20 protein-coding genes and 5 pseudogenes are annotated in these 24,174 nt (G+C 34.4%); 20 read left to right on the top strand and 5 right to left on the bottom strand.

Annotation, left to right across the window (positions count from 1 at the left end):
• Positions 1-366: 366 nt before the first annotated feature.
• Positions 367-531: a hypothetical protein gene (locus AAGD89_RS01740; RefSeq protein WP_341808582.1), complete on the bottom strand. Its 165-nt coding sequence runs from the start codon at positions 529-531 to the stop codon at positions 367-369.
• 806 nt (positions 532-1,337) lie between these two features.
• On the opposite strand from AAGD89_RS01740, the gene AAGD89_RS01735 reads away from it, so the two are divergent.
• The 4 genes from AAGD89_RS01735 (at position 1,338) to AAGD89_RS01720 (ending at position 5,963) form a co-directional block, all read left to right on the top strand.
• Positions 1,338-2,576, top strand: coding sequence for a hypothetical protein (locus AAGD89_RS01735; protein ID WP_341808581.1), 1,239 nt, complete (start codon positions 1,338-1,340; stop codon positions 2,574-2,576).
• Between the two features lie 93 nt (positions 2,577-2,669).
• Positions 2,670-2,888 (top strand): hypothetical protein, encoded by a 219-nt coding sequence (locus tag AAGD89_RS01730; protein WP_341808580.1) that lies wholly within the window; start codon positions 2,670-2,672, stop codon positions 2,886-2,888.
• Positions 2,889-2,970: 82 nt separating this feature from the next.
• Positions 2,971-5,310 carry a hypothetical protein gene (locus AAGD89_RS01725; protein WP_341808579.1) on the top strand — a complete coding sequence of 780 codons (2,340 nt, stop codon included), beginning with the start codon at positions 2,971-2,973 and terminating at the stop codon, positions 5,308-5,310.
• Positions 5,311-5,417: 107 nt separating this feature from the next.
• Positions 5,418-5,963 (top strand): latrotoxin-related protein, encoded by a 546-nt coding sequence (locus tag AAGD89_RS01720; protein ID WP_341808578.1) that lies wholly within the window; start codon positions 5,418-5,420, stop codon positions 5,961-5,963.
• Positions 5,964-6,154: 191 nt separating this feature from the next.
• Here the strand turns inward: AAGD89_RS01720 and AAGD89_RS01715 are convergent, their stop codons facing one another.
• Together AAGD89_RS01715 and AAGD89_RS01710 are read right to left on the bottom strand one after the other, a co-directional pair.
• Positions 6,155-7,120, bottom strand: a complete 966-nt coding sequence (locus AAGD89_RS01715; protein ID WP_341808577.1) for a transposase — start codon at positions 7,118-7,120, stop codon at positions 6,155-6,157.
• 297 nt (positions 7,121-7,417) lie between these two features.
• On the bottom strand, positions 7,418-7,972 hold the full coding sequence (locus AAGD89_RS01710) for an XRE family transcriptional regulator (RefSeq protein WP_341808576.1): 555 nt from the start codon (positions 7,970-7,972) through the stop codon (positions 7,418-7,420).
• Between the two features lie 291 nt (positions 7,973-8,263).
• Here AAGD89_RS01710 and AAGD89_RS01705 point away from each other — a divergent pair, with 291 nt between their 5' ends.
• The 4 genes and pseudogenes from AAGD89_RS01705 (at position 8,264) to AAGD89_RS01690 (ending at position 11,282) form a co-directional block, all read left to right on the top strand.
• Positions 8,264-8,935: a RadC family protein gene (locus AAGD89_RS01705; protein WP_341808575.1), complete on the top strand. Its 672-nt coding sequence runs from the start codon at positions 8,264-8,266 to the stop codon at positions 8,933-8,935.
• Between the two features lie 25 nt (positions 8,936-8,960).
• Positions 8,961-9,947, top strand: coding sequence for a hypothetical protein (locus tag AAGD89_RS01700; protein WP_410541860.1), 987 nt, complete (start codon positions 8,961-8,963; stop codon positions 9,945-9,947).
• Position 9,948: 1 nt separating this feature from the next.
• Positions 9,949-10,287, top strand: a complete 339-nt coding sequence (locus tag AAGD89_RS01695) for a helix-turn-helix transcriptional regulator (protein WP_341808573.1) — start codon at positions 9,949-9,951, stop codon at positions 10,285-10,287.
• A 161-nt stretch (positions 10,288-10,448) separates the two neighbouring features.
• Positions 10,449-11,282 (top strand): annotated as a pseudogene (locus AAGD89_RS01690) (transposase).
• A 199-nt stretch (positions 11,283-11,481) separates the two neighbouring features.
• Here AAGD89_RS01690 and recO read toward each other — a convergent pair.
• Positions 11,482-12,204: a DNA repair protein RecO gene (gene recO / locus AAGD89_RS01685; RefSeq protein ID WP_341808572.1), complete on the bottom strand. Its 723-nt coding sequence runs from the start codon at positions 12,202-12,204 to the stop codon at positions 11,482-11,484.
• A 219-nt stretch (positions 12,205-12,423) separates the two neighbouring features.
• On the opposite strand from recO, the pseudogene AAGD89_RS01680 reads away from it, so the two are divergent.
• Positions 12,424-13,710: pseudogene (locus tag AAGD89_RS01680) on the top strand (IS4 family transposase).
• 165 nt (positions 13,711-13,875) lie between these two features.
• On the opposite strand, the pseudogene AAGD89_RS01675 reads toward AAGD89_RS01680, so the two are convergent.
• A pseudogene (locus AAGD89_RS01675) lies at positions 13,876-14,709 on the bottom strand (transposase).
• Between the two features lie 38 nt (positions 14,710-14,747).
• Between AAGD89_RS01675 and AAGD89_RS01670 the strand changes: the two are divergent.
• The 11 genes and pseudogenes from AAGD89_RS01670 (at position 14,748) to AAGD89_RS01620 (ending at position 24,166) form a co-directional block, all read left to right on the top strand.
• Positions 14,748-14,918 carry a hypothetical protein gene (locus AAGD89_RS01670; RefSeq protein WP_341808571.1) on the top strand — a complete coding sequence of 57 codons (171 nt, stop codon included), beginning with the start codon at positions 14,748-14,750 and terminating at the stop codon, positions 14,916-14,918.
• An 18-nt stretch (positions 14,919-14,936) separates the two neighbouring features.
• Positions 14,937-15,818 (top strand): ankyrin repeat domain-containing protein, encoded by an 882-nt coding sequence (locus AAGD89_RS01665; RefSeq protein WP_341808570.1) that lies wholly within the window; start codon positions 14,937-14,939, stop codon positions 15,816-15,818.
• Positions 15,818-17,644 (top strand): annotated as a pseudogene (locus AAGD89_RS01660) (phage terminase large subunit family protein). Before AAGD89_RS01665 ends, AAGD89_RS01660 begins: the two are co-directional and overlap by 1 nt.
• 1 nt (position 17,645) lies before the next feature.
• On the top strand, positions 17,646-17,879 hold the full coding sequence (locus tag AAGD89_RS01655; protein ID WP_341808569.1) for a gpW family head-tail joining protein: 234 nt from the start codon (positions 17,646-17,648) through the stop codon (positions 17,877-17,879).
• A gap of 40 nt (positions 17,880-17,919) precedes the next feature.
• A complete protein-coding gene (locus AAGD89_RS01650) occupies positions 17,920-18,180 on the top strand; it encodes a hypothetical protein (RefSeq protein WP_341808568.1) in 261 nt (86 codons plus the stop codon).
• Positions 18,171-18,446 (top strand): type II toxin-antitoxin system RelE/ParE family toxin, encoded by a 276-nt coding sequence (locus AAGD89_RS01645; RefSeq protein ID WP_341808567.1) that lies wholly within the window; start codon positions 18,171-18,173, stop codon positions 18,444-18,446. The genes AAGD89_RS01650 and AAGD89_RS01645 overlap by 10 nt, the downstream gene beginning before the upstream one ends.
• 132 nt (positions 18,447-18,578) lie before the next feature.
• Positions 18,579-20,002: pseudogene (locus AAGD89_RS01640) on the top strand (phage portal protein).
• The gene (locus tag AAGD89_RS01635) at positions 19,999-21,093 is read left to right on the top strand and encodes a S49 family peptidase (RefSeq protein ID WP_341808566.1); all 1,095 of its coding nucleotides are present in this window, start codon (positions 19,999-20,001) and stop codon (positions 21,091-21,093) included. Before AAGD89_RS01640 ends, AAGD89_RS01635 begins: the two are co-directional and overlap by 4 nt.
• 66 nt (positions 21,094-21,159) lie before the next feature.
• The gene (locus AAGD89_RS01630) at positions 21,160-22,626 is read left to right on the top strand and encodes an AAA family ATPase (protein ID WP_341808565.1); all 1,467 of its coding nucleotides are present in this window, start codon (positions 21,160-21,162) and stop codon (positions 22,624-22,626) included.
• 110 nt (positions 22,627-22,736) lie between these two features.
• On the top strand, positions 22,737-23,111 hold the full coding sequence (locus AAGD89_RS01625; protein WP_341808564.1) for a head decoration protein: 375 nt from the start codon (positions 22,737-22,739) through the stop codon (positions 23,109-23,111).
• A 53-nt stretch (positions 23,112-23,164) separates the two neighbouring features.
• Positions 23,165-24,166 carry a major capsid protein gene (locus tag AAGD89_RS01620; protein WP_341808563.1) on the top strand — a complete coding sequence of 334 codons (1,002 nt, stop codon included), beginning with the start codon at positions 23,165-23,167 and terminating at the stop codon, positions 24,164-24,166.
• Positions 24,167-24,174 lie beyond the last annotated feature (8 nt).

Raw genomic sequence — 24,174 nt, 5'->3', positions numbered from 1 at the left:
TGATCAACATAATAAGCTACTTTTTTACCTTTTTAAATCATTAAACAAGAAATAAGACCTTCTACCAATCCAATTCTGAATAAATAGTAAGCCTTTTATGAATATCAGAAAGAAAACGTCTCATACTTATGTCTTAAATGATATATCCTAATACTAGCATCCTAAAAGTCAAGAAAAATAAGAACATTCTATGCAAAGAGCCAAAAATTAAGATATGCTAATCTTGAAAACGAAGGTTTGAGTAGGAGAATGTAAGCTCCTTAATAAAGAGAAAGACCTTACGATAAAAGAGAATATAAAATTGCTAACCAACCAATGTTTACATTGAATTATCAAAAGTAATTAAAGAAGTAATCACTATCATCTCTATAGCATTATACCTTTATCCATAATATATCTTACTATGTCTAGATGGCCATATTCAGCTGCTAACAGTAGAAGAGTTAGGTTATTATTTTCAATACTACCTTTGCTAATAAATTCCCTAACTTTTTTTATAGCACGAAGCAATTCATCATTACATAAAGCCATACTTATTATTATTAGATATGCTCAATTTAGTATTTTCAAAATTCATTTACAAAGCAACATTTTTTTTGAATAAAATATTTTTTAAAAGAACCATTATCTTTAGGGCTATCTTAAATTCTTTTATTTACTTATTTACTTTTAATTTTCTCAAAAAAGGGCAAAAAAGATACAATACGCTGAGAACATTTTACATAAAATATGCATTATGAAAGCACTGTTAATAGATTACGGAAAGAAAATCACCCTATGTGGCTAAAGTATATTGGGGGAAAGTAGGCCAATGGCGCGGGTTTTAGGACTATGTTAAATTTGGTATAGATAAGTTCGTGAAATAACGTGGCTGGGGTGACCTTTCAAATAAAACTAGTTCTCACGGGCATTATGTAAAATGACTGAAATAGGCTATATTCCTTAAGTTTTTGATAACATCTATTTACATAAAAATACCTACCTACTTGAGAACTGAGATCAAAAAATAAAGTGAATCTATAATAAAACCAAAATTACAGATAAAATAGTAAATATGATATTTTCAGCTGACTCTAACCTTACAGCCTTTATCAAGGTAAATCATTCACATTACCATCTCCTAATCCATATCTACTACACGAAAAACATTTAAATATGGCATCTAATAATCTTCATCAGTAATGCGTTTATACCCTCTACGTTATTCGTCACTATCTAGTTTGCGCTTTTAATTATCAAATTATTAGGCGATACAAAAACGATGGTTGAAACTTCTATATTTCTATATTATACATAGCATATACAAATAATGTTAGTTGGTATCAATTGGAGGAGTTATGGATTGCAAAAATGTAGAGAGGGTATTATTAACTGCTGTGAAAGAAGATGATCTTCATAAGGCATCTAAAGAACTGGAGATTAAAAGGTGGTGTATTACATATCAAACGTTATTGCGTGAATGGGACAGAACAATAATACCGCCTTTTCTTAAGAAGATTTTAGAGGATGAAACTTGTTGGCAAATACCAATAGGAGGTACTTCGGATCAGGTTAGGCTCAACAGGTATACTGTGGGGAGAAAATTGTTAACTTTGAAGTTTGAGGGTGGGCAAAAAAACCTCCTTGATAGTTCTGATCGCTATAGAATTGCTTGCTGGTGTTGTTTTGAAGAAGAGATAAAATCTATTTTTGAGGAGTTTAAATCAATATTAGGTAATAAACCAGTAGAAAATTTGATAAAAGGATGTGGTAAAGGAGCTTTAATGATTTACTGGTCACATGCTATAAATAATCAGGAACATCAGTTAGAGTTAAATAATGAGCATCAATATGTTTATGCTTTTAGGTGTGCAATGGTGGAAAAACACATAGAAGCTTTGGAGTTCTTTTGGAACAAATTGCAATCAATTGATTCTGTATCTTCAGAAAGGAAAGAAGATTTATTAATGCAGGCAGCATATAATAAAGGACATTTTTCTACTGATGATGTTGGTATGGTTGACTTTTGTCTACGTCATCTTAACCCTAGTAGATATTCTGAATTATTGAAAAGAGATTCTGGGCAAAATGGATGCCACTATACTTTAAGCATATTGAGAAGAAATTACTCTTTTGAAAGTGCTAAAAAGCTATTTAAACATTTAAAGCCAGAAGATTTATCTCCTGAAGCTTATAGTACATCAATGTTTTCAGCATTAGACTCGCTTGTTTCTGCGCCAGATGATAATTTTGTTAAATCTGGTAGTGATATGCTTACCTCTATGTGGAATAGTTCCGGCTTTGATGCTCATAGACAACACTATTTACATAATTTAAGCATAAGGTTGTCATCTAGAGATTTAATTGTTCGTCTTATTAAGGAGAATAAAGCTGTTAAAGTATTATCAGAAATTATCAATTCTCTTAGTCAAGAGCAAATGCAATCTATTATGGAACTCGATAAGTCAGAATATGAGGTATTTATTAAAGTTAGAAACAAGCAATTAGATGGTGGAGGTGATAGTCAGTTACTAAGTTCATTACTAGATGTAGAAACTATACAGCAGAAGGTGACTGATGTTAGAAGCAAAGTGTAGTGTTTCTATTTTGGAAAATTCAGTTACTTAGACTTAAGCAAAAGTAGGCAAAGAGTTTAGGTAAGAGTAAAAGGTTAAAATAAGGAGGCAGTTATGGTTAATAGTGATCAACAACAAGAAAAACCGCAGGATTTTGAGTTAATAGAGTTACTTTTCCAGAGAGTGGACTCTACAGGTTCTAATGCAGCAGACCTACTAGATAAATCGTTCAAAGCAAGATTTCAATCACTGGTTGATCAAATACAATCTTATCTGCACTCTAGTGAAAAGCCTGGCTTTTTTCCTCATCGGTTTTTTAGGTTGGTTTTCTAGTGTGTTGGACACTAGGCTTAATCAAAAACTAGGTATAGAGAAATTACACTTTTGCTTTAAGGGAGCAAGAACTTTAAAAATCGTGGCCCAAACAAAACTCAAAACGCATGTTTTTATCTTCACTGAAGATGTAGAAGCTCAACATTCTGACTCTCCAATAACACGCACTAGAAATTTTGAATTCACTAAGGGTGAGTGGAAGAATGTAATGGGTAAAGATTATACTGAATTAGATGCACGTAAGCTTCAAATTGATGTAATAACAATTTTGAAAGATAAGTATGAGCTAGTGAAGCGCAGGCCGGAATCAATAACTAATCCTGAATCAAAAAAATTATACTTATACCTTAAGAGGGATGGTGTGTTAGAGTATGTAGCTAAGGACGTGCATGGACGCATTCGAACAATACAAATTAGTCGTGGTGAAGTAAAAGGTAATTATGCGTTTCAAAGTACGTTTTTTAATGAAATTAAGGAGTTTCTGGGTCGATCAGGTAAAGATCTTAGTGGTAATGTTAGAAATGAATTATTAAGAATTACATCAGCAAAGGGATATACTTTAAAGAGTGGTGAAGAAGATGAAAAAATAAATATTGAAGTAGAAAATAACAAGAAAATCAAAAACGAACCTGCCACTTCTCCAGAAAAGTTTTCATTTGAAAAAGTGACAAAAAAGCTAGATAAATCTGTCTATCTAGAGGATTATATAGAAAAGCTTGCTAATCCAGATACAGAAATAGATCAGGTTCAGGACAATCTTAAAGAAATTCTAACTTACATTAAAAAAATTCATACTGATCTAAAATTAAAAGATAATGTTTATGGCATTGAAGCTCGTGAAGCTGATCAACATGGTTTTACAGCAGGAATATTTGATCATTTTCGATATCGTGACAATACTAAGATCTACCTAGAACAATTTTCTGGTAGGGGTTATGCTGATGTTATTTTGCTCGTTCGTGGGCCTGATCGTGCTGTTGATTCAGTGCCAATTCTTATTGAACTTAAAACTGGCACTGAAGGGAAGAAAATAACTCCAAGTTATGCACTGGAGGAAGCTAAAGACTATGTTAAAGGTTTTAGATCAAATAAGATGCGGATTTTAACCAATGCAAATAATGTCGTTGTTGTTGGGTTAAATTTGGATTTCAAAGAATCATTTGAAGTTAAGGTAGAACCTATTAAACAACCATCTTCTCCTTTGATGGAGGAATTTATAAAATTAGCTAACAGATGGAATAATCAACAAGTTTCTGAAGAAGATTTTAAACAAAAGATAGTAGATTTGTTATCGAGCGAATACTATACTTTTCCAGGAAATAAAGAAACAAGGGACATTTTCTATTTTAGCAGGTACATTCTAGGCCAATCAATCTTAGTTAACGAACTTGATCGAACTGATGTTAAAAAATATGTATTTTCTTATAACGAGTATCCATTAGAATCCAAGACAAAGGGCAGAGCGCAATCAAAAGAAAAACCTGTAACTACCTTAGTATTTATAAAGGGTAACAAAGAACAAGATAAAATAGCATTTGTTTTTCATATAATTGAACAAGAAACACAAATAAAAAACCTTAATTCCAAAAAAATTCCAGTTATAGATATACCTGAAGTGGGAAAAATAGAAAATGTCATAGAAATTCAAATGAGTTTAAAAAAATATAAAACAGGTTTGTCTTTTAAAGATCTTTTTCAAATAGAACAAGTAAGTCAATATCGTACAAGTGATACTAATCAGCAGTTTACAGGTGATTTTTCTGAGATACCTAATTCTGATGAATTAAAGAAAAAATTCAACCAAACAATAACTTCTCAATATATTAATTCTTCTGACAGTGACTCATTGAAACAAGCTTACAGAGAGTTGTTTGCTGCAATAGCTGATGCAATTTACCCTATCAGGGGTCTAATTACTAATGAGGCCAGGTTACAGGCTATTCTTAATGGCTTATTTAGTAGTTACAGTGATTTAAAATTACAAGAGACTTCTAGTTCACCATCTAATTCTGCAAAAGTTGTAATTATACCTGAATTTCAAGTAGGAGCAGGTGGTCGTGTTGATATGGTAATTCAAGGTATTGGTCCTTCGCTTCAGGGCACTAAAGAATATACTCCTATAGCGCTAGAATTTAAGCTTATAAATAAAAACTTAAATCAAGATCAGCTGAAACAGGAAGTTAATAAATTAACAGAAGAACAAAACACTAGATATGCTAAAGGGGCGGCACTGAAAGCAATCACAGATAGTGACAAAATGTTTTTCATGGGTGTAGTCGTTAATGTGGGAGCTAAAGATAAAAATTCTTTAATATCAACGAGTGATGAGCTTATTTCTGCTAAAGTGAGCCATAGTTCTATTCACGTAGTTAAGGATGTAAAAGTGGAGAAAGTGCAGCAACAAGAACTGTATCATAAATAAATGATTTATTTGGACGAAAAAGTTCTATAGATGGGTTATTTAACTCTAAAACTGCTTTACCTGAAAACAATACAACCCAAAGCTCACTATCACAAGTAGATGCGCAAGTGAATGTTGATGGTACAATAATGTTACTTGATTTATTGATTAGAAAAGTTACAGATCAAAAGCACATCTCTATAGAAGGTCAATCTATATCCTTACTAGAAGCACAAGGCTATGCGTCAAGTATTACCCTAGGATTCGATACATTACTAAAGCGTACAGCAAGGAGTTGTGGTATACAAGATAACAGTTCGAATTTCAATCCTATAGAAGTACAATCAACTATAGTTGGACAAATAATGAATGGTAAGTTTTCTGAAATATCAAAGACTTTATACTCACCTGCAAAAGAAGCATGTCCAGAGTTTAAACAAACTGATAAATTTCTCAATTGTTTAGATGGTCGTCTAAAAGAGGTCTTAGCTGAAAAAGAAGTTGAGTTGTTTGTAGGAAAACAAAAAAGCTCGCCTAAGGCAATAACTAATAACAGGTTAGTGGAAAAATCAGTACCTCAAGTTAATGAAGATAAACCTAACACTTTCTTAAATGATACATCAACATCTAAACGATTAAGCTATGCTGAAAGCAGTTGTGTTAAAAGTCAATAGAAAAATGAAAAATACTAAAAATAATTTTTACTTGATGGGCTATAAAACCAAAGATGTTTTTAACACATTTTACGTAATTTAAGTTGTAGTATCTGGTTTAAATTCTTTTAAAAAGTGTGGATGTGGATAAGTGCTTTCAGTCTGTGTAAGCGCACTTATCCACAACCACACTAATCTGCTAATATTTAGATCTAAACAGACTTAGGGTTATATTCCTCAATAAAAATCCTGCCATCTCTTACTAAAGAGTTAGCAAGTATAAGAAATTTTCTCATTGCAGCAGTAGAAGCAACCTTATATGGCTTTTTATATTGATCATACAATCTATCAAAGAAAATTTTTATATAAGAATTCCATTCCCTGGCGCTAAGAATGCACATATGTAAAACTTTCCTAACTTGTGATCTACCACCCTGAATACACCTTTTTCCTTTACTAGAACCACTGTCTCGATTAAATGGTGCTGTTCCGGCAAGACTAGATATTTCTTTATGTCGGATACTTCCTAGCTCTGGCATATAACAAATCATAGTAATAGCTGTGATTTTACGTGCACCTGGTATACTGGTTATTGGTATGTATTTTCTTTTAAGCTCTTCACTTTTATCAACCAATGCCATCATCTCATCTTCTAGGGCTTGGATTTGATTTTGCAAAACAACTAGCAGTTCTTCCATTTGTTTGATTATGGATATATCAGTTACCTGATGAGCTTGGGTTTTTTGTATTTTTGCTATTTCTACTAGTTGATTTCTGCGAGAGAGCTTTTGCTTCAAGCAATCAATATTATTGTTACTAACTTTTAAAGGAGTAACACGCATATCTGTATTACTAACATAACGTGAGATGATGCTACAGTCCATTTTATCAGTCTTAGTAGCAATACCAAGGCTTTTTGCATAGTCTCTCACCCATCTTGGTTGAATGACATATACTTTGAAACCATGGCTTAGTAAAGTATAAGCACATAATTTTTCGTACCCACCAGTTGCTTCAAGTCCAACTTTGGTTACGTTATGTAAACGCAAAAAGTCGAGTATTTGATCAATAGCTTGAACGTTATTTTCAAATACTTTATGATATCCAAGTGGATGAATGTGGATGTCTAGTTTATTTTTGCTAACATCAATGCCAGCAATAATATTTGATGGATTCATAATTCCTCCATAGAATAATATGTAATACTGCATTTTCCACCCTTATATACGAGCCTCAAAGCTCAATCAGTTGTTCGGAACTTTCAGTATAATAAACCAGAGAAGAGAACCTTGCTTTCAGACGGTCCTTATGACCAAGAGTTAAAACGGTTCCTCTCCTCCGTGTGTCCTTAATATTACCACTTTGTAATACTTATGAACTTATTTTTAACATATAAGAGTTAGGGCTGCATCTTCAGAGGTAAAAGCTGGAGTAAGAGCAGGATAAAACAGCTAATTTCACCGGTATTTTGGTAATCATATATTAAATGTTTCTGGTGAAGTTTTTAATCTTTCTTTTGTTTTTATTATTATCTCTACGGTACAGCCCAGTCTAGCCGTGAGGGTCAAAAGATGCTCTATGGCAAAATTGTCAGTTTTCAGCCTATTTATATTAGACACCTTAGGTTGATCAATCTTCATTGCCTTTGCTGCTTCTATTTGTGATAAGTGATATTGAGTGATTATATTGACAATGAAGCACATTATTGCTATTTTCACATCCTTAATATTGGATTGTATGTTTATAGTGGTTCTGCCTTCTAGTAAAGTTATTGCCAATTCCATATCACAGTTCAGCCTGAGTAGAAAAAGGAAAATTCGCTCCAAAGCAAAGCCATGAGTTTTCAAATGTTTAATGTAGGAAATTTTTGATTGGTCAGTACCAAGAACCCGTGCTGCTTCTCCTTGAGACCAAGAATTTCTTTCTATTATTGCATTAATTATTTGCAACAATTCTATTTTCACTTTTTTAATATCGTCAAATTGTATAGTTTGTGAAAAATGTGTTTCGGTAGTAATGCAGTTATTCATGATGTTAACCTCACCAAAAAAGCCTATATATCCATTTTATACTAACCTATTGCACTAGGTCAATTTAATTATTCTATTATTGATTGAATCAAGTTGTATTTTAACGTATTTATCCTTAATATAATTGCTAAAAGATTAATTATACTTACTATTTTTATTAATAAATAAAATTGCAAAAAAAATTCAAAAATGACTTGACCTTTTGGGAAATCGATGGCTCTATAGCGACCACTGCTAAAAAAGCAGAGTAAATAATTAAAAAGGTTTAGTCATTAATAAATGAGGAATTTTATGAATAATAGTAAAAATGAAAGAGAAAAATTAGAGACAATAGTATTATTAGGCAAAGATGGAGTAGAGGATCATGAGCTACTAGGATTAGCTATATGTTCAGGACAACGCGTGGAAAAAAGTATAGCTATTGCAGAAAAGTTAATACAGCTTTTTAGTGGTATAGGAGGAGTAATCAGCTCTGATTATCATCAACTTATAAGCGTAGACTCGGAAATGACAGACTCAATGGTTGCGATAATTTATTGCATCAAAGAAATCTTAGGCAGAATATTAAGAGGTAAGTTAAAAGAATTACCCATTATTGATAATGAAGTTATACTAAGGGATTATTTGAAATTAGTAATAGGACAATCAAGAAAAGAGCGCTTACGGGTAATGTACTTAAACCAAAGTTATCATTTAATACATGAGTATATTCAAGATTTTGGCACTGTAGACAGCACACCAATGTACTTAAGAGAGATAATTGGGAAAGGATTAAATTTTAACGCAACGTCTATTATAGTTGCACATAATCACCCCAGCCAAGATCTAAAACCTACAAAGGAAGATAAAGAAAGTACGTTAGATTTAGTTTTGACATGCACGAAATTAGGGATAGAATTTGTGGATCATATAATTGTAACAGAAACAGGTTATTTCAGCTTTAAAGAAAATAATCTGCTATAGCATAAAGAAGTGAGAAATGGAGTGTTTGTTGTATTCTGATGAGCAGCTAAAGCAGCACCGCCAAGGGTTAAATGATAAGGAAAGACAAGATCTTTATTATCAGGTACTGGCTAGAGCTAAAGAAGCAATGAGAAGTACCAAAGAAATTAACCAAATAAAAATGTTAAGCAGGGCTGCAGTTGCGATAGAGGAAATAATAGGCAAAGAGTCAATCGAATTGTCTAATGCAGACCATCCATTTCGAAACGTGAATATAGTCACTAATACTCCTGAAGGTAATGTAAATTATCTATTCAGTACATGTGACTCCTCAGAATTATATGATGTGAGAGAAGATAGGGAGAAAGCACTATATCAAGCAATAAAGTCAAATGATGTAGAAATAGTAAGACATCTACTTATGATACTTGTTCCTGAGGGTATTTGTTTAGAACGTCCAATAGAATTAAAAATATCAATTTATGGGAAATGCACTAAAACAGACAAAATAAGGGATGTAGGAACTGATGAGATCAGAGTAATAGACCTGAAATACTTGAAAAAGCTAGAAACATTATTGCAAAAGTTTTGTGAAGAGTTAAAACCGGATCTTACAAAAGACATGGAAAATTATCTTCAGAAAAAGTTAATATTTTATCATTTTTTGTATGAAGCAAGAGTTGGTGAAAAAACTACAATTGACCTAATCAAGCTATTTACTGCTCAAAGTGAAATAAACTACCAGATAGACCTGTTGTTACTGTCGTTAATAGAAGATAGTATCAAAGAAGAAGAGTTACGTGAAAAAATCAATAATATGATAGATCTACTAGGAAAATATAGAAAATTCGAAGAGCTAGAGTATAAGGTTAGAAGATTAAAATTAGAACTCGCAAATGGAAAAGCAGACAAAGACAGTTTAGAGAGACGGGAAGATGAGATGAGAGAAATAGAAGAAAAATATATCAAAGTGACCAACTTAGCTAGTGAAAGAAAGAAATTGATAAAGCAGTTACAGCAAATATTAAACTAGTATGTCAAATCTTAGTATACAGCTAGGAAGAAAAATAAAACACTTTAGGTTACTCCGTGGACTTAATCAAACTCAGCTTGGAGAAAAAGTAGGTGTTTCATATACACAAATACAGAGATATGAAAATGGCTCAAACCAGGTTTTGGTCGGTAGGCTATGTGAGCTGGCAGAAGCTTTATCAGTTGATATTTTAAGTTTCTTCACTGACAGACATATAGAGTCAACAGATCCATGGGATGAAGAGAGTGAAGATGTATTGAAAGAATATAGCAAAATTAAAAGTAAGAAGTCACGTGATTTTGTGTACTTATTAACCAAGTTTTTATCTCAGCTTTTGTAGTAACTTGCATAAAAATCGAAATTGCTTTAATATTTTTACTCTTTAGCATTTCTACTATGGCTTCAACCATTGACATACAAATAGAGACCCCCTGCGAAAAGGTAGAAAGTAGGTAAAAACGACTAAAAAGCATGTAAAATGAAAGTTTTAGGAGAGGGAAGATGGCAATAAGTTACGTAAAAATAGCAAGAACACCATATATTTTTAGACAATTGACAGGGCCCACAACATCTGAATTTGAAAAAATTGTGGCAAAAGTGCGTCCAGAGTGGGAAAAAATGGAGGCGAAAAAGAAATGTCACGGAAGAAAATCGCATGTTGAGGAGCTAGAAGACAGGATTTTATGTGTTCTAATTTATTACAGAACGTACATAACGCATCCATTTTTAGGGTTTTTGTTTAATTTGCACAACTCAAATATTTGCCGACTTTTTAAGAAAATGTAGCCATTATTGGCCAAAAAAATTACTATAAAAAAGGATAGAACGCTGACGCCAGAAAGGATTTTAAAAATTTTAGCAGACGTCACGGAGCAACCGATACAGCGGCCGAAAGACAGCAAAAAACGTAAGAAAAGTTATTCCGGAAAAAAGAAAGCAACCACAATAAAAACCGAAATTGTGATCGAGGGAAATGGGCAAATTCTGTCGATTTCGAAGTCGCATAGAGGTCGAATGCATGATTTTCGCATAAGGAAACAGGAAAAATTGTTGGCCAAAGATAGCATAAAATATGCCGATTCTGGGTATCAAGGTTGGCAAAAACTGCAGAAAAACGTTGTGATTCCGTACAAAAAACACCGTAAAAAGCCACTAACGGAGGAGCAAAAGGAGCATAATCGGAAGCTGGCATCGTTCAGGATGCGTGTGGAAAATAAGATTCGCGAGATAAAAATCTTCAAAATAATGTCAAATGTTTACCGCAATTTTCAGAAGAAATACAACATGAGATTTAATATTATAGCAGGAATTGTGAATTTGAGGCATAGTTTTTAATAATTTTTGGGCTGGGGATTTCTTACCAGATTTTATCAGCAACTTGCTTCACGTTGTTTCGCAGGGGGGCTACTGTTGGTATCTTTACATATATGCTTTCAAAGCCCAATACTTGAAACAGAAGGACAAAATGTAAATCAGCATGTATCTAAGGAAAACAAGTAGAAGTTTAATTAATTCTCGTTGCTTTTTGAGCTACTTAAAATGACAGCATGAGACTCCTGGACTCCGGGAGTTTCATCTCTAACTGCAAAAATAGATATTTATTTAGAAAATAACCAGTGACTTTTAGCCCTAGTTGAAATTCTTGAGCTGAATAACTGTTTTGCAGGTTATTATTATATACGTTGTATAGCATTTGTGGAAAAGGTAACAATTTATCTGCATAATAACTACCGGCTTCTTTTGATACTGATCTACCAGTTTTTGGGGAGATAAATTGTAAATTTTTTGTCATTCCTGTTACAGCACACTTGGACAGGTCTAATTTGAATCCCATCTGAGTAAGAAGCAAAAGTTCTAAATTGAGATAATGACTTTGCCAAGATAGATTCTCATGTTTCATTATATCGATAAAATATCGAAAGTTATCATATAACACTGGGAATCGTTCGCTTTCTGGCAGCACCTTTTCTAAAATGGAGAAAAAAGCAACAATAGCAATGTTTTTTAATCTATCATGAAAAAAATGATGAAATGAAGATTCGATTAATTCACACTTAAAAAATCCCAGATTTTCAAGTAGCTTAGCACTCCACTCAACATCTAATAGATTACTTACTTGAAATTTAAGGTTATTACTATTTGTTAATCTAATCAACCCTCTACGTTTTCCATGATTTTTCGTAAACAAAGAGAGAATTAAATTCTTATCTCCATATTTTTTAGTGGCTATAATAATGCCCTCATCTTTCCATCTCATTTTGGATAATTAACCATACCGACTGCATGGTATCACAGGACAGAAAAATTCATACAGCAAAAATTACGGTAATGCCCAACAACTCATGATAAGAAGTTTTTCGGGAGCGTCATGTCAATAGCACTGCCATTAAGTTAAGAGAAAAGGATGGACTATATTAATAAATCAAGTAAAATTCCTAAACTTAAAGGAAAAATAATATGAGTAAAAAAAACAATAATCGAATTCATAAAAAATAAATTGATAAGTTTAAACTTTATAAATGATCACAAAGTATCACCAAAAGACTTTCTACGAAAAAGAAAATTGCCTTTTATTGATGTATTCATTTTGATTTTCAGAAAAAGTGTGAAATCATTACAAGTGATGCTCAATGAATTTATTCTGTACACGATGAGAGATTATACAGTTACTGCAAGTGCTTTTACCCAAGTAAGACAGAAGCTAAAGTATACTGCATTTTCAGAACTTAATGATGATGTAGTTTCCCTATATTACCAGGATCAGGAGTTTAAAACTCACCATGGTTTCAGGGTACTTGCATTTGATGCTTCTATATTAATTCTACCAAAAAGTGATGAGGTAATAGAGTAGTTTGGCTTAAGAGCAGTATGGAATGGAGTTCAGAGGTTTGAAGATTATACAAGTGCAACCTTTGAAGCTTGTTATGATGTGCTAAATAATATTGCAATAAAATCGGTGTTAAGTAGAGGTGACAGTTATGAAGTTGATTTAGCAACCGATATGCTTGAAGGCCTCAGTTCAGATGACTTACTAATCTGTGATAGAGGGTATGTATCTTATCGATTTATTGCCGAGCTTACGGAAAGGAAAATTAATTATGTAATTCGTTGTCCAAGTTCATCTTTTAGTGAAGTAAACGATATGTTTAAGCCGGGCAGTCCCTCTAGTACAATAGCAGTAGCTACTGCACCTATTAAAGTGGCAAGGCAGCTAAGAAAGCTAGGATTACCTGATGAAATGGAATTTAGGCTAGTTAAAATCATACTTTCCTCTGGTGAAATTGAAGTGCTAATTACATCATTATTAGATGGGCAGCAATTTAAGGTTGAGGAATTTGAAGAGTTATACTACTTACGTTGGGGAATAGAAACATTTTTTTCTAAACTCAAAGGAAGGTTAGGCTTAGAGAATTTTACAGGTAAAAGTGTTGAAACTATTAAGCAGGATTTTTGGTCAACCATTTTTATTAGCAACCTAGAAAGTATTATGACAGAAGATGTAGAAGAGGCATTGAATGCAGACCTAGCTGATAGTAAGCTTGAAAAAAGCATTAATAAATCTGTTTCATTTAATGCAATTAAAAACTTAGCTTTCGATATTTTTTCTACAGAATCGGACATGGATTGCGTTATGGAGCAATTATCTAAGTTATTTTTAACAAACACTTTAGTTGTAAGGAAGGGGAGGAAAGTTGATCTTCATAAGATATCTGATGTTCGTTCACTCAATTACCAAAAAAGGGCTAGAAAACACGTATTTTGAATACTACCCTACTCATTTCTGAAAGACAGTATTCCTGGAGCAACTTTTGTCAAATCTTCTGTAAAATGACTTTTAAATAAGCTATTTCTTAACTAGACCCCCTGCGAAACAACGTGAAGCAAGTTGCTGATAAAATCTGGTAAGAAATCCCCAGCCTAAAAATTATTAAAAACTATGCCTCAAATTCACAATTCCTGCTATAATATTAAATCTCATGTTGTATTTCTTCTGAAAATTGCGGTAAACATTTGACATTATTTTGAAGATTTTTATCTCGCGAATCTTATTTTCCACACGCATCCTGAACGATGCCAGCTTCCGATTATGCTCCTTTTGCTCCTCCGTTAGTGGCTTTTTACGGTGTTTTTTGTACGGAATCACAACGTTTTTCTGCAGTTTTTGCCAACCTTGATACCCAGAATCGGCATATTTTATGCTATCTTTGGCCAACAATTTTTCCTGTTTCCTTATGCGAAAATCATGCATTCGACCTCTATGCGACTTCGAAATCGACAGAATTTGCCCATTTCCCTCGATCACAATTTCGGTTTTTATTGTGGTTGCTTTCTTTTTTCCGGAATAACTTTTCTTACGTTTTTTGCTGTCTTTCGGCCGCTGTATCGGTTGCTCCGTGACGTCTGCTAAAATTTTTAAAATCCTTTCTGGCGTCAGCGTTCTATCCTTTTTTATAGTAATTTTTTTGGCCAATAATGGCTACATTTTCTTAAAAAGTCGGCAAATATTTGAGTTGTGCAAATTAAACAAAAACCCTAAAAATGGATGCGTTATGTACGTTCTGTAATAAATTAGAACACATAAAATCCTGTCTTCTAGCTCCTCAACATGCGATTTTCTTCCGTGACATTTCTTTTTCGCCTCCATTTTTTCCCACTCTGGACGCACTTTTGCCACAATTTTTTCAAATTCAGATGTTGTGAGCCCTGTCAATTGTCTAAAAATATATGGTGTTCTTGCTATTTTTACGTAACTTATTGCCATCTTCCCTCTTCTAAAACTTTCATTTTACATGCTTTTTAATGTTTTTCATCTGTTTTTTACCTTTTCGCAGGGGGTCTAATAAAAAACTGGAAATAGTAAAATTGCTTCTGAAACTTGGAGCAGATGCTAACAGAGTACGCAAAGGCCAAGGCTCGATGGAGTTATCACCTCTTCACAACGCAGTAAATGCCAGTAATTACGATGAATGAGACTTATGCTTGGATATTGTGAAATGCTTAATAAATGCTCCAAACTCTAAAATTAACTTACAAGATTATGAAAATAAAACACCCCTACATTACGCTGATAGGCTCAAAACCATAGAAGTTTTACTAACCCGAGAAGATATTGATCCTTTAGTAAAAGACGATAGCGGCAAAACACCTTTTTGTTATGCAAAAGAAGGAAATAGACCAGAAATAATAAAAGCCTTGATAAGTAATAAATATGGATCTGAAAAAAACAGTTTATTACACCTGGCAGCAGAAAGAGGATATGTTGAGCTACTGGATGATATTTTAAAAGAAGGAATTAATGTAGATATTTTAAACGGAAAAAATCAATCACCAATCTATCTTGCTGCAGAGCGTGGAAACTTAAACGTTGTAAAATCATTGCTTAAAAAAGGAGCAAATCCTATTTCAGCAGTTGATTATGGAATAAAATCAAATAATTTAGAGCTACTAAAGATTTTGCTTGTGGGAAGAAATATATCCCTATTGGATAGAACATCTGGAATAGATTTTCCCACATTTCATGCTTTAAGCAATAGATATATAGAGCGTAGAAAAGTGGCCAATAAAAAGGTGAAAAAATGCAACAAAATTATCGGTGTTTCTGTTGCAGTAAGTGGAGTGGCAGCAGCAATATACATAGGTTTAATAACAACAACAATAAGTAGTGCTATCATTTTTGTAACAATAACGGGAGTGCTTGCACTTATTGTAGCAATAATCATCAGTGATCTTGCTAGACGTTATATCGAAAATGAATTTCAAAAGAAGATGTTTATGGAATTGGAAGAGTATAAAGAAACAGAAAGTAGCGTAACAAAAATTGATGATGTTGAAGTAGAAAGCTTACGCAGCAAGTGTTTGGGCGGAGCATAATGATATACAGTACCAGCTTTTATTCAGGATTAAAGCCAGATCCACTACTTAAAGTTTCAGAGTGGGCAAATGAATATCAAGTGCTTTCACAAACTGCATCATCAGAGCCAGGAAAATGGAGAACTGAGCGAACTCCATATCTAAAAGAAATCATGGATTCACTTTCACCGTCTTCCGCAATTGAAAAAGTAATATTCATGAAAGGAGCACAAATTGGCGGAACAGAGGCTGGAAATAACTGGATTGGCTATGTTATTGATCAAACTCCAGGTCCAATGCTAGTAGTTCAACCAACTGTAGAGATGGGAAAACGCTGGTCCAAAGGAAGATTTGCTCCACTTATTGATAGCACGCCATGCTTAAAAAGCAAAGTAAAAGATCCAAGGTCAAGAGATTCTGGTAATACTGTGTAAAGTAAAGAGTTTCCAGGTGGTATGGTAGTAATCACTGGAGCAAATAGCGCTGTTGGCCTTCGCTCTATGCCAGTAAAATATCTCTTTCTTGATGAGATTGATGCATATCCAGGAGACTCTGGTGGTGAGGGTGATCCAGTTCTTCTCAGTATTGCACGCACTAATACTTTTACTCGGCGAAAGATCTTTTTGGTATCAACGCCAACAGTCCATGGAATGAGCAGAATAGAAAAAGAATTTGAAAGCTCTGACAAACGTTACTTTTTTGTGCCATGTCCACACTGTGATCATTATCAAGTTTTAAAATGGCCACAAGTAAAGTGGGAAGATAAAGATCCAAGAACAGCACATTATGTTTGCATAGAATGTAAAGGCAAAATAGAAAATCATCAAAAGACAGAAATGCTTAGTTCTGGAGAGTGGAGAGCTACTGATCCAACAAAAGATGGAAAGACAGCAGGGTTTCATATTTCAAGTTTATATAGCCCAGTTGGCTGGTATAGATGGAGTCAAGCAGTACAAGATTTTCTCCATAGTCAAGATAACGAACAACTACTCAAAGTCTGGATAAATACCACGCTTGGAGAAACCTGGGTTGATAAAGGAGAAGTACCAGATTGGAAAAAGCTTTTTGAGCGTAGAGAATCTTACCCAATCGGTACAGTACCAGAAGGAGAAGTGGTCCTCACTGCTGGAGTTGATGTACAAAAAGACAGATTAGAAGTAGAAGTTGTTGCTTGGGGAAGAGGTCGAAGGAGCTGGTCAATTGATTATCAAGTATTTGAAGGAGACCCTGGGGCTGATGTTATCTGGAATAAGCTTTCTGAATTACTGAATCATCATTTTCTGGGGGAGAACGGTCTTGAATACACAATCAGTATGATGGCAGTGGATGCTGGGTATAGAGGACAGGAAGTATATAATTGGGCGAGAAGTCATCAAGGCTCTGGGAGAGTAATGGCAGTTAAGGGCGTAAATAAAGCCTTAGTACCGCTCAGTAGCCCAAGTAGAGTTGATATTACAGTGAGTGGGAAAAAACTACGTAGAGGAATGAAACTCTGGCCAGTTGGAGTATCAATATTAAAGTCAGAGCTTTTTCAGCTACTTAATGTGTTAAAAGATGAAGAGAAGACTCCACCGGGATATTGTCATTTTCCAGAATATGTTCCTGAATATTTTAAGCAGCTCACAGCAGAACAATTAATTACCAAAGTAGTAAAAGGATATACCAAACAAGAGTGGCAGAAGATCAGAGACCGTAATGAAGCGCTTGATTGCCGAATATATGCTAGAGCTGCATCTATTGCCCTTGGAATTGATCGTTGGTCGGAGGATAAATGGAATGGTTTAGTAGGTAAAAGGGCTGAAAATAAAAAGTCAAAGGTAGTCAAAAGTAAATGGATAGAAAAGTAAAATGTATACTGAAGATTATTTAGCCCAAGTTGAAGAAGCGATTCAAAAACTCCAAAGCGGGGAAAGAGTGGTTTCAATTGCTTATGGTGACCATGTAGTCCGTTATGCAGAAGTCCAAATAAATGATCTATTGAATTTAAGGCAACGTATTAAGACTGAACTAAAGGTTGCAGGGGTAAAACCAAAAAGAAGGATTGTTTTTTCGACAAATAAAGGGATTGACAAAATTATGTAAAAATGTTATAGTTTAAGGTTGATGTTTTGTGGTGAATAGTATGGCTCAAGAAGTGCTCAATGTTAATGTAAGTTTTGAGGGTGAATTGGCTCAATATCTTACAGATATGGCAGAAATAGAAAACAAGACTATACAAGAAGTCCTAGTGGATTTCGTAAAAGAAGAAATTGAAGCAAGAAAACTAGATGAAGAAGATGATGATGGAATAGATGAAGCGGATATAGCTTTAGCTAGACTTGCTGCTAGTCGTAATGTTCCAGGTGCAAAGAGGGTTAAATATGAAGATGTCAAGTGGAGATAAAACCATACGAAATTGAATTTTTAGATAATGTTACTAAGAATGATATTCCAGCCTTACCAGTTACAATAGAAGGGAGAATAAATAGAGCAATACGAGAACGCCTTACGGTTAGTCCAGATAAACTTGGAAAAGCGTTACATCATGAATTTAAAGGATCTTTCAGATTGCGTGTTGGTGACTACCGCATAATTTATGAGATAGAAATTCCAGAGCGTAAGGTTCTTATCACTGCAATACGGCATAGAAAAGACGTTTACGAACGTTAATTTATGCAAGAGCTTCTTGCACAATTCAAAAAAGTCAACATCTGTTGATCAAATTCTCCAGCAGCTTGCTGTAATTTTTCTATTGACTTTCAACACAACTGCTGCTGCATAATTAAAACCATCAAAGGCTCAATGTTATTAAAAACCTTCAAACAATTATTTCATAAATCACCAAAAACTAAAAGTTCAGCATGGGATGCGGCTGGCTCTGGTAGAAGATTATGTTACTGGCAACCAGAAAGAAGTAGCATAAATAGTTTGCTTGCCAGTAGCCTTGAACATCTACGCAGCCGTTCTCGTGATATGGTCCGTAAGAATCCTTATGCTGCAAATATCATTGACACCATAGTTAGCAACTCTGTTGGAACTGGAATAAAACCGCAATCAAAAGCTAAAGATGCTGAGTTTCGTAAAAAAGTTCAAGAGTTGTGGCTGCGTTGGACTGATGAGGCAGATAGCAATAATATTAGTGATTTCTATGGATTACAGGCTCTTGTTTGCAGAAGTATGGTCGAAGGTGGTGAATGTTTTGTTCGCCTACGTACTCGAAAACCTGAAGATGGATTTTCTGTACCATTGCAGCTACAAGTTCTGGAATCAGAGCACTTAGATAACAAGAGCAATCAAACTCTAGCAAATGGTAACATAATTCGAAATGGCATTGAGTTTAATAGACTGGGTCAAAGAGAAGCGTATTACTTATTTAGAGAGCACCCTGGTGAAGGCTCTTTTGGTGAGTCAGTTAGAGTTCCAGCAAATGATGTTTTGCATATTTATAAACCCTTAAGACCTGGCCAGATAAGAGGTGAACCATGGCTTTCAAATGTCCTGTTAAAACTCTACGAGCTTGATCAATACGATGATGCGGAGTTAGTGCGAAAGAAGACTGCTGCCATGTTTGCTGGATTTATTACAAGGCTCGATCCTGAAGCAAATATAATGGGTGAAGGTGAGTCAAATGAGCATGGGGTAGCATTATCGGGCTTGGAACCAGGAACCATGCAGCTCTTAGACCCCGGAGAAGACATAAAATTTTCAGAGCCATCGGATGTGGGAGGAAGTTACGAAGCATTCATGAGACAACAGCTAAGAGCTATAGCAATTGGCATGGGAATAACTTATGAGCAGCTAACAGGAGATTTAACTAATGTCAACTACTCATCAATTCATCAATTAGAGCAGGGCTAATAGAATTTCGCAGAAGATGCGCAATGTTACAACATAATATTATGGTATTTCAGTTTTGTCGTCCTATTTGGAATAGGTGGTTAGAGTTAGCCCTCTTATCAGGAAAACTTTCTGTGCCGAAAGATAATCAAACATTGAAAGATGTAAAATGGATACCACAGGGATTTGATTGGGTGGACCCGCTAAAAGACCAGCAAGCACAGCAAATGGCAGTAAGAAATGGTTTTAAAAGTCGCTCAGAAGTAGTTTCAGAAATGGGCTATGATGCTGAAGAAATTGATCAAGAAATAGCCGAAGATCAAAAGCGTGCTGATTTTTTCAACCTATTTTTTGACTCAGATACAAGGAGTACACAACAAAAATCATGACAAAACAAGCAGTATGGCTAAATAAGCCAATGATGGTAGAGACAAGAAGTTTTGAACTACTATCTTTATATAGCGGAAAACAAGCAAACTTTAAGAACTTAAAGCATAATACTATCAACTTAAAAGGAGTAGCAATTGTACCAATTTATGGAATTCTAACTAAAAACCCTGGAACTTTTGACGATATTTTAGGTATGACGTCATATGAAAGGATTCGCTTTCAAATAGAGGAAGCGTTGGGAAATGATAAGGTAGAAACCATTTTACTAGATATAGACAGCCCTGGAGGTGAGGTAAATGGTATTTTTGATCTAGCTGATTTTATTTACGAATCAAGGTCGAAAAAAAAGATTGTAGCAATAGCCAATGATGATGCGTACTCTGCTGCATATGCTATAGCTTCAAGCGCTGAAAAAGTATTCGTTAGCAGAACCTCAGGAGTAGGAAGCATTGGAGTAATTGCAAGTCATATTGATCAAAGTGGATTTGATGAAAAACAAGGTATTAAGTATACAACGATTTTTGCTGGAAGCCGCAAGAATGATTTAAACCCGCATGAACCTATAACTTCCGAGGGTCTTGCAAGTTTGAAAGGGGAAATAGATCGCTTATATGGAATGTTTGTCCAGCTTATAGCACGCAATCGAAATCTTTCTATAGAAGCTATCAAATCTACAGAAGCAGGGCTTTATTTTGGTCAAAAAGCGATTGAAACGGGTCTTGCAGATGAAATTACAACATTTTTTGAATTTATTAATCAATACAGGAGTACCACTATGACAGAGCAAACTATAGCTAATTTTAAAGAACAAGCGATAAATTCTCAAGAGGATCTAATTGGTCAGGTTGGTTATGAGGGCTACCGCAATGAAATTTTAGAGATAGCACGTTTGTGTAATTTATCAAAAATGCCAGAGAAAATAACAGGATTCATTGAGCAGGGTGTAAGTAGTAAACAAGCACAAGAAATCTTAATAGGGCTACTCGCAGAGCGGACAACAAAAGCCGAAATTTTTAGTGCATTACCACAAAACTCATCAGAAAGTCTGGTAATGAAAGCGGCTAAAGCTCGTGTACAGTTTGGCATTTAGGAGATTTAATAAGTTGCTTATTTTTTACCGCGGTATATAATGCTAACAAACTCCGCGGTAAAGTATATGAGCGAGCCAATCATAGGTAGAGAGAAAGAAATAGCCATTCTGCAAAATAAGCTTCTTTCTCAATCGGCTGAATTTATTGCAGTTTATGGTCGACGTCGTGTAGGAAAAACATATTTAATAAAACAATTTTTTAACAAACGTAATGTAATTTTATTTGAGCAAACAGGTCTTAATAAAGGTAATCTGCAGGAGCAGCTTAGAATTTTTACAGAATCATTGTCTAGTGCTTTTTATAATGGTGCTAAAATGGCTTTGCCAAAAAATTGGATGGACGCATTTCGCCAAATCAATATTGCAATTGATAATATATATAGGCATGAACAGGTTGTTTTGTTTTTTGATGAGTTACCATGGCTTGCTACGAGAAAATCTTATTTTTTAGCAGCGTTGGACCACTATTGGAATGTATATTGGACATATCGAAAAAGGCTTATATTGATTGTTTGTGGTTCAGCAGCTTCCTGGATGTTAGAAAATTTAATTTATACCAAGGGAGGATTACATAACCGTATTACTGCAAGAATACCTTTACAGCCTTTTAACTTAGGTGAAACTAAAGAATATCTAAAATATTTAGGAGTCAGCCTTAATCATCAACAGATATTACAGATCTATATGGCTATGGGAGGGATACCACATTACCTTAAGAATGTACGTAAAGGATTATCAGCAGCACAAAATATTGATATGATCTGTTTTCAGAAGAATGGTTTGTTATTTGATGAATTTGACATGCTGTTCCATTCTTTATATGAAGAGCCAGAAACATACATAAACATTATACGTGCAATTGCAAAAAAGCCAAAAGGAATCAGTAGAGAAGAAGTTATAAAAACGACTAAAATGACTGAAGGTGGTTATTTAACTACTAGACTAAGGAGTTTAGAAGAAGCTGGATTTATTGGTGGTTTTTTACCACTTAGTAAAGCAAAGAGAGGAGTATATTATAGGGTAATTGACGAATATGTATTATTTTATCTCACATGGGTTGAACCATTTAGAAAAGTAGCAAAAAGGACAATAATAAGTGATGCTCACTACTGGGAATTAGCAATAAAAAAACCAGCTTGGCTCACATGGACAGGACAAGCCTTTGAAGCAGTGTGTTTTAAACATGCCAATATAATTAGAAGAAAATTAAATATAGAGCATATAGCAGTTATATGTAGCGATTGGCAATATTACCCAGAGAAAAACAGTAAAGAAAGAGGTGCTCAGATTGACTTAGTTTTTGATCGAGAAGATGGATGTACAATACTGTGTGAAATAAAATATAGTGACAAACCTTACACAATAACAAAGGAATATATAGAACAATTAAGGAAGAAAGAGGCAATTTATAAAGAAAAGACTAAGTCTAAGAAACAGATATTTTGGGTGCTTATTGCTGCAAACGGAGCAACTGAAAACCAGCACTTGAAAGATATAATTAATGATGTGATTACATTAGAAGACTTATTTTAACTAAATCATTTAGCTTAGTAAAACGAGTAGTCTACTGCTGTAACGGCTTTTTTAAACACTAAAGTAAGTGAAAGAATTAAAATTTATAATAATTATAGGAGAAAATATTTATGACATGTATAACTGAACCAAATAATTTAGGCGATCTTCTGAAATACGAAGTATCCAATCTATACTTACGGGAACAAATTATTATTGCCAAAGGTCAGAATCTGAGCTTAGGAGCAGTAATTGCCAAAAAGACAGACGATGGTTTCATTAAAGCTTTAAATCCTGCAGGAACAGACGGCACTCAAACAGCTATAGGTGTAATTACAAGCGATGTAAATAGCAAAGACGCAGATACAAAAGCAGTAATAATTACACGTATTGCGCTGCTTGCGGGTCATGCAGTTGTTTGGCCAGCAAATATTACTGAAGAACAAAAAACAGCAGCAATAAAACAACTTGAAGAGCGCAGAATTATCGTCCGCAAGGCAGTCTAAACCTCAATCTATATTAATTTTTCTACATTAATTTTTAACAGGAGCTAAACATTATGCAAAATCCATTTTCAAATCCAGCATTCAACATGACAGCATTAACAGGTGCAATAAATATATTACCAATCAATTTTGGTCGAACTGAAAGTTTAAAATTATTTCCAAGCAAATCGGTGAGGTTTCGTCATATTGCCATTGAAGAGCAAAATGGGGTTTTAAGTTTACTGCCAACGCAAGTTCCAGGAGCTCCTGCAACGGTCGGAAAGCGTGGAAAGAGAAAGGTGAGAACGTTTACAATTCCGCATATTCCCCACGATGACGTTGTGCTACCAGAGGAAGTTCAAGGAATACGTAGCTTTGGTTCAGAAAACGAACTTGTAGCGCTTGCTGATGTTGTCACTGATCATTTACAGTCAATGCGAAACAAACATGCAATAACGCTGGAACACTTACGTATGGGAGCTTTAAAAGGGATAATTTTAGATGCTGATGGCTCTGAACTCTTAAACCTCTACAATGAATTTGGTATTACTCCAAAAGTAGTAAATTTTGCACTTGGAACTGCAACAACAGATGTAAAACGAAAATGCATGGAAGTACTTCGTCATATTGAAGATAGCTTAAGTGGTGAGTATATGACAGGGATTCATGCCCTGGTAAGTCCTGAGTTTTTTGATGCCTTAACTTCTCATGCTAAAGTGAAAGAAGCATATGAAAGATGGCAAGAAGGAGCAGCGCTAAGGAATGATATGCGTTCAGGATTTACGTTCTGTGGTATTACATTTGAGGAGTATAGAGGACAAGCAACAGACATGGATGGAAATGTCAGAAGATTTATCGAGAAAGACACCGGGCATTGTTTCCCATTTGGAACAGTAAATACATTTACAACTTACTTTGCTCCAGCAGACTTTAATGAAACAGTAAATACTTTAGGGCAACCACTTTATGCAAAACAAGAACCAAGGAGGTTTGATCGTGGTACTGATCTACATACTCAATCTAATCCACTACCTATGTGTCACCGCCCAGGTGTCTTAGTGAAGCTCACTGCTTGAGATAAGGC

Source organism: Wolbachia endosymbiont (group E) of Neria commutata (assembly GCF_964026735.1).
Lineage (GTDB): Bacteria > Pseudomonadota > Alphaproteobacteria > Rickettsiales > Anaplasmataceae > Wolbachia.
Note: the sequence above shows the minus strand (reverse complement) of the source record. Positions and strands in the feature narration are given on the sequence as shown.

Excerpts from the sequence above, each read along its gene's own strand:
- AAGD89_RS01740 (WP_341808582.1), bottom strand. The coding sequence starts at position 531 with ATGGCTTTATGTAATGATGAATTGCTTCGTGCTATAAAAAAAGTTAGG.
- AAGD89_RS01735 (WP_341808581.1), top strand. The coding sequence starts at position 1,338 with ATGGATTGCAAAAATGTAGAGAGGGTATTATTAACTGCTGTGAAAGAA.
- AAGD89_RS01730 (WP_341808580.1), top strand. The coding sequence starts at position 2,670 with ATGGTTAATAGTGATCAACAACAAGAAAAACCGCAGGATTTTGAGTTA.
- AAGD89_RS01715 (WP_341808577.1), bottom strand. The coding sequence starts at position 7,120 with ATGAATCCATCAAATATTATTGCTGGCATTGATGTTAGCAAAAATAAA.
- AAGD89_RS01710 (WP_341808576.1), bottom strand. The coding sequence starts at position 7,972 with ATGAATAACTGCATTACTACCGAAACACATTTTTCACAAACTATACAA.
- AAGD89_RS01705 (WP_341808575.1), top strand. The coding sequence starts at position 8,264 with ATGAATAATAGTAAAAATGAAAGAGAAAAATTAGAGACAATAGTATTA.
- AAGD89_RS01695 (WP_341808573.1), top strand. The coding sequence starts at position 9,949 with ATGTCAAATCTTAGTATACAGCTAGGAAGAAAAATAAAACACTTTAGG.
- recO (WP_341808572.1), bottom strand. The coding sequence starts at position 12,204 with ATGAGATGGAAAGATGAGGGCATTATTATAGCCACTAAAAAATATGGA.
- AAGD89_RS01670 (WP_341808571.1), top strand. The coding sequence starts at position 14,748 with ATGTTTTTCATCTGTTTTTTACCTTTTCGCAGGGGGTCTAATAAAAAA.
- AAGD89_RS01655 (WP_341808569.1), top strand. The coding sequence starts at position 17,646 with ATGTATACTGAAGATTATTTAGCCCAAGTTGAAGAAGCGATTCAAAAA.
- AAGD89_RS01650 (WP_341808568.1), top strand. The coding sequence starts at position 17,920 with ATGGCTCAAGAAGTGCTCAATGTTAATGTAAGTTTTGAGGGTGAATTG.
- AAGD89_RS01635 (WP_341808566.1), top strand. The coding sequence starts at position 19,999 with ATGACAAAACAAGCAGTATGGCTAAATAAGCCAATGATGGTAGAGACA.
- AAGD89_RS01630 (WP_341808565.1), top strand. The coding sequence starts at position 21,160 with ATGAGCGAGCCAATCATAGGTAGAGAGAAAGAAATAGCCATTCTGCAA.
- AAGD89_RS01625 (WP_341808564.1), top strand. The coding sequence starts at position 22,737 with ATGACATGTATAACTGAACCAAATAATTTAGGCGATCTTCTGAAATAC.
- AAGD89_RS01620 (WP_341808563.1), top strand. The coding sequence starts at position 23,165 with ATGCAAAATCCATTTTCAAATCCAGCATTCAACATGACAGCATTAACA.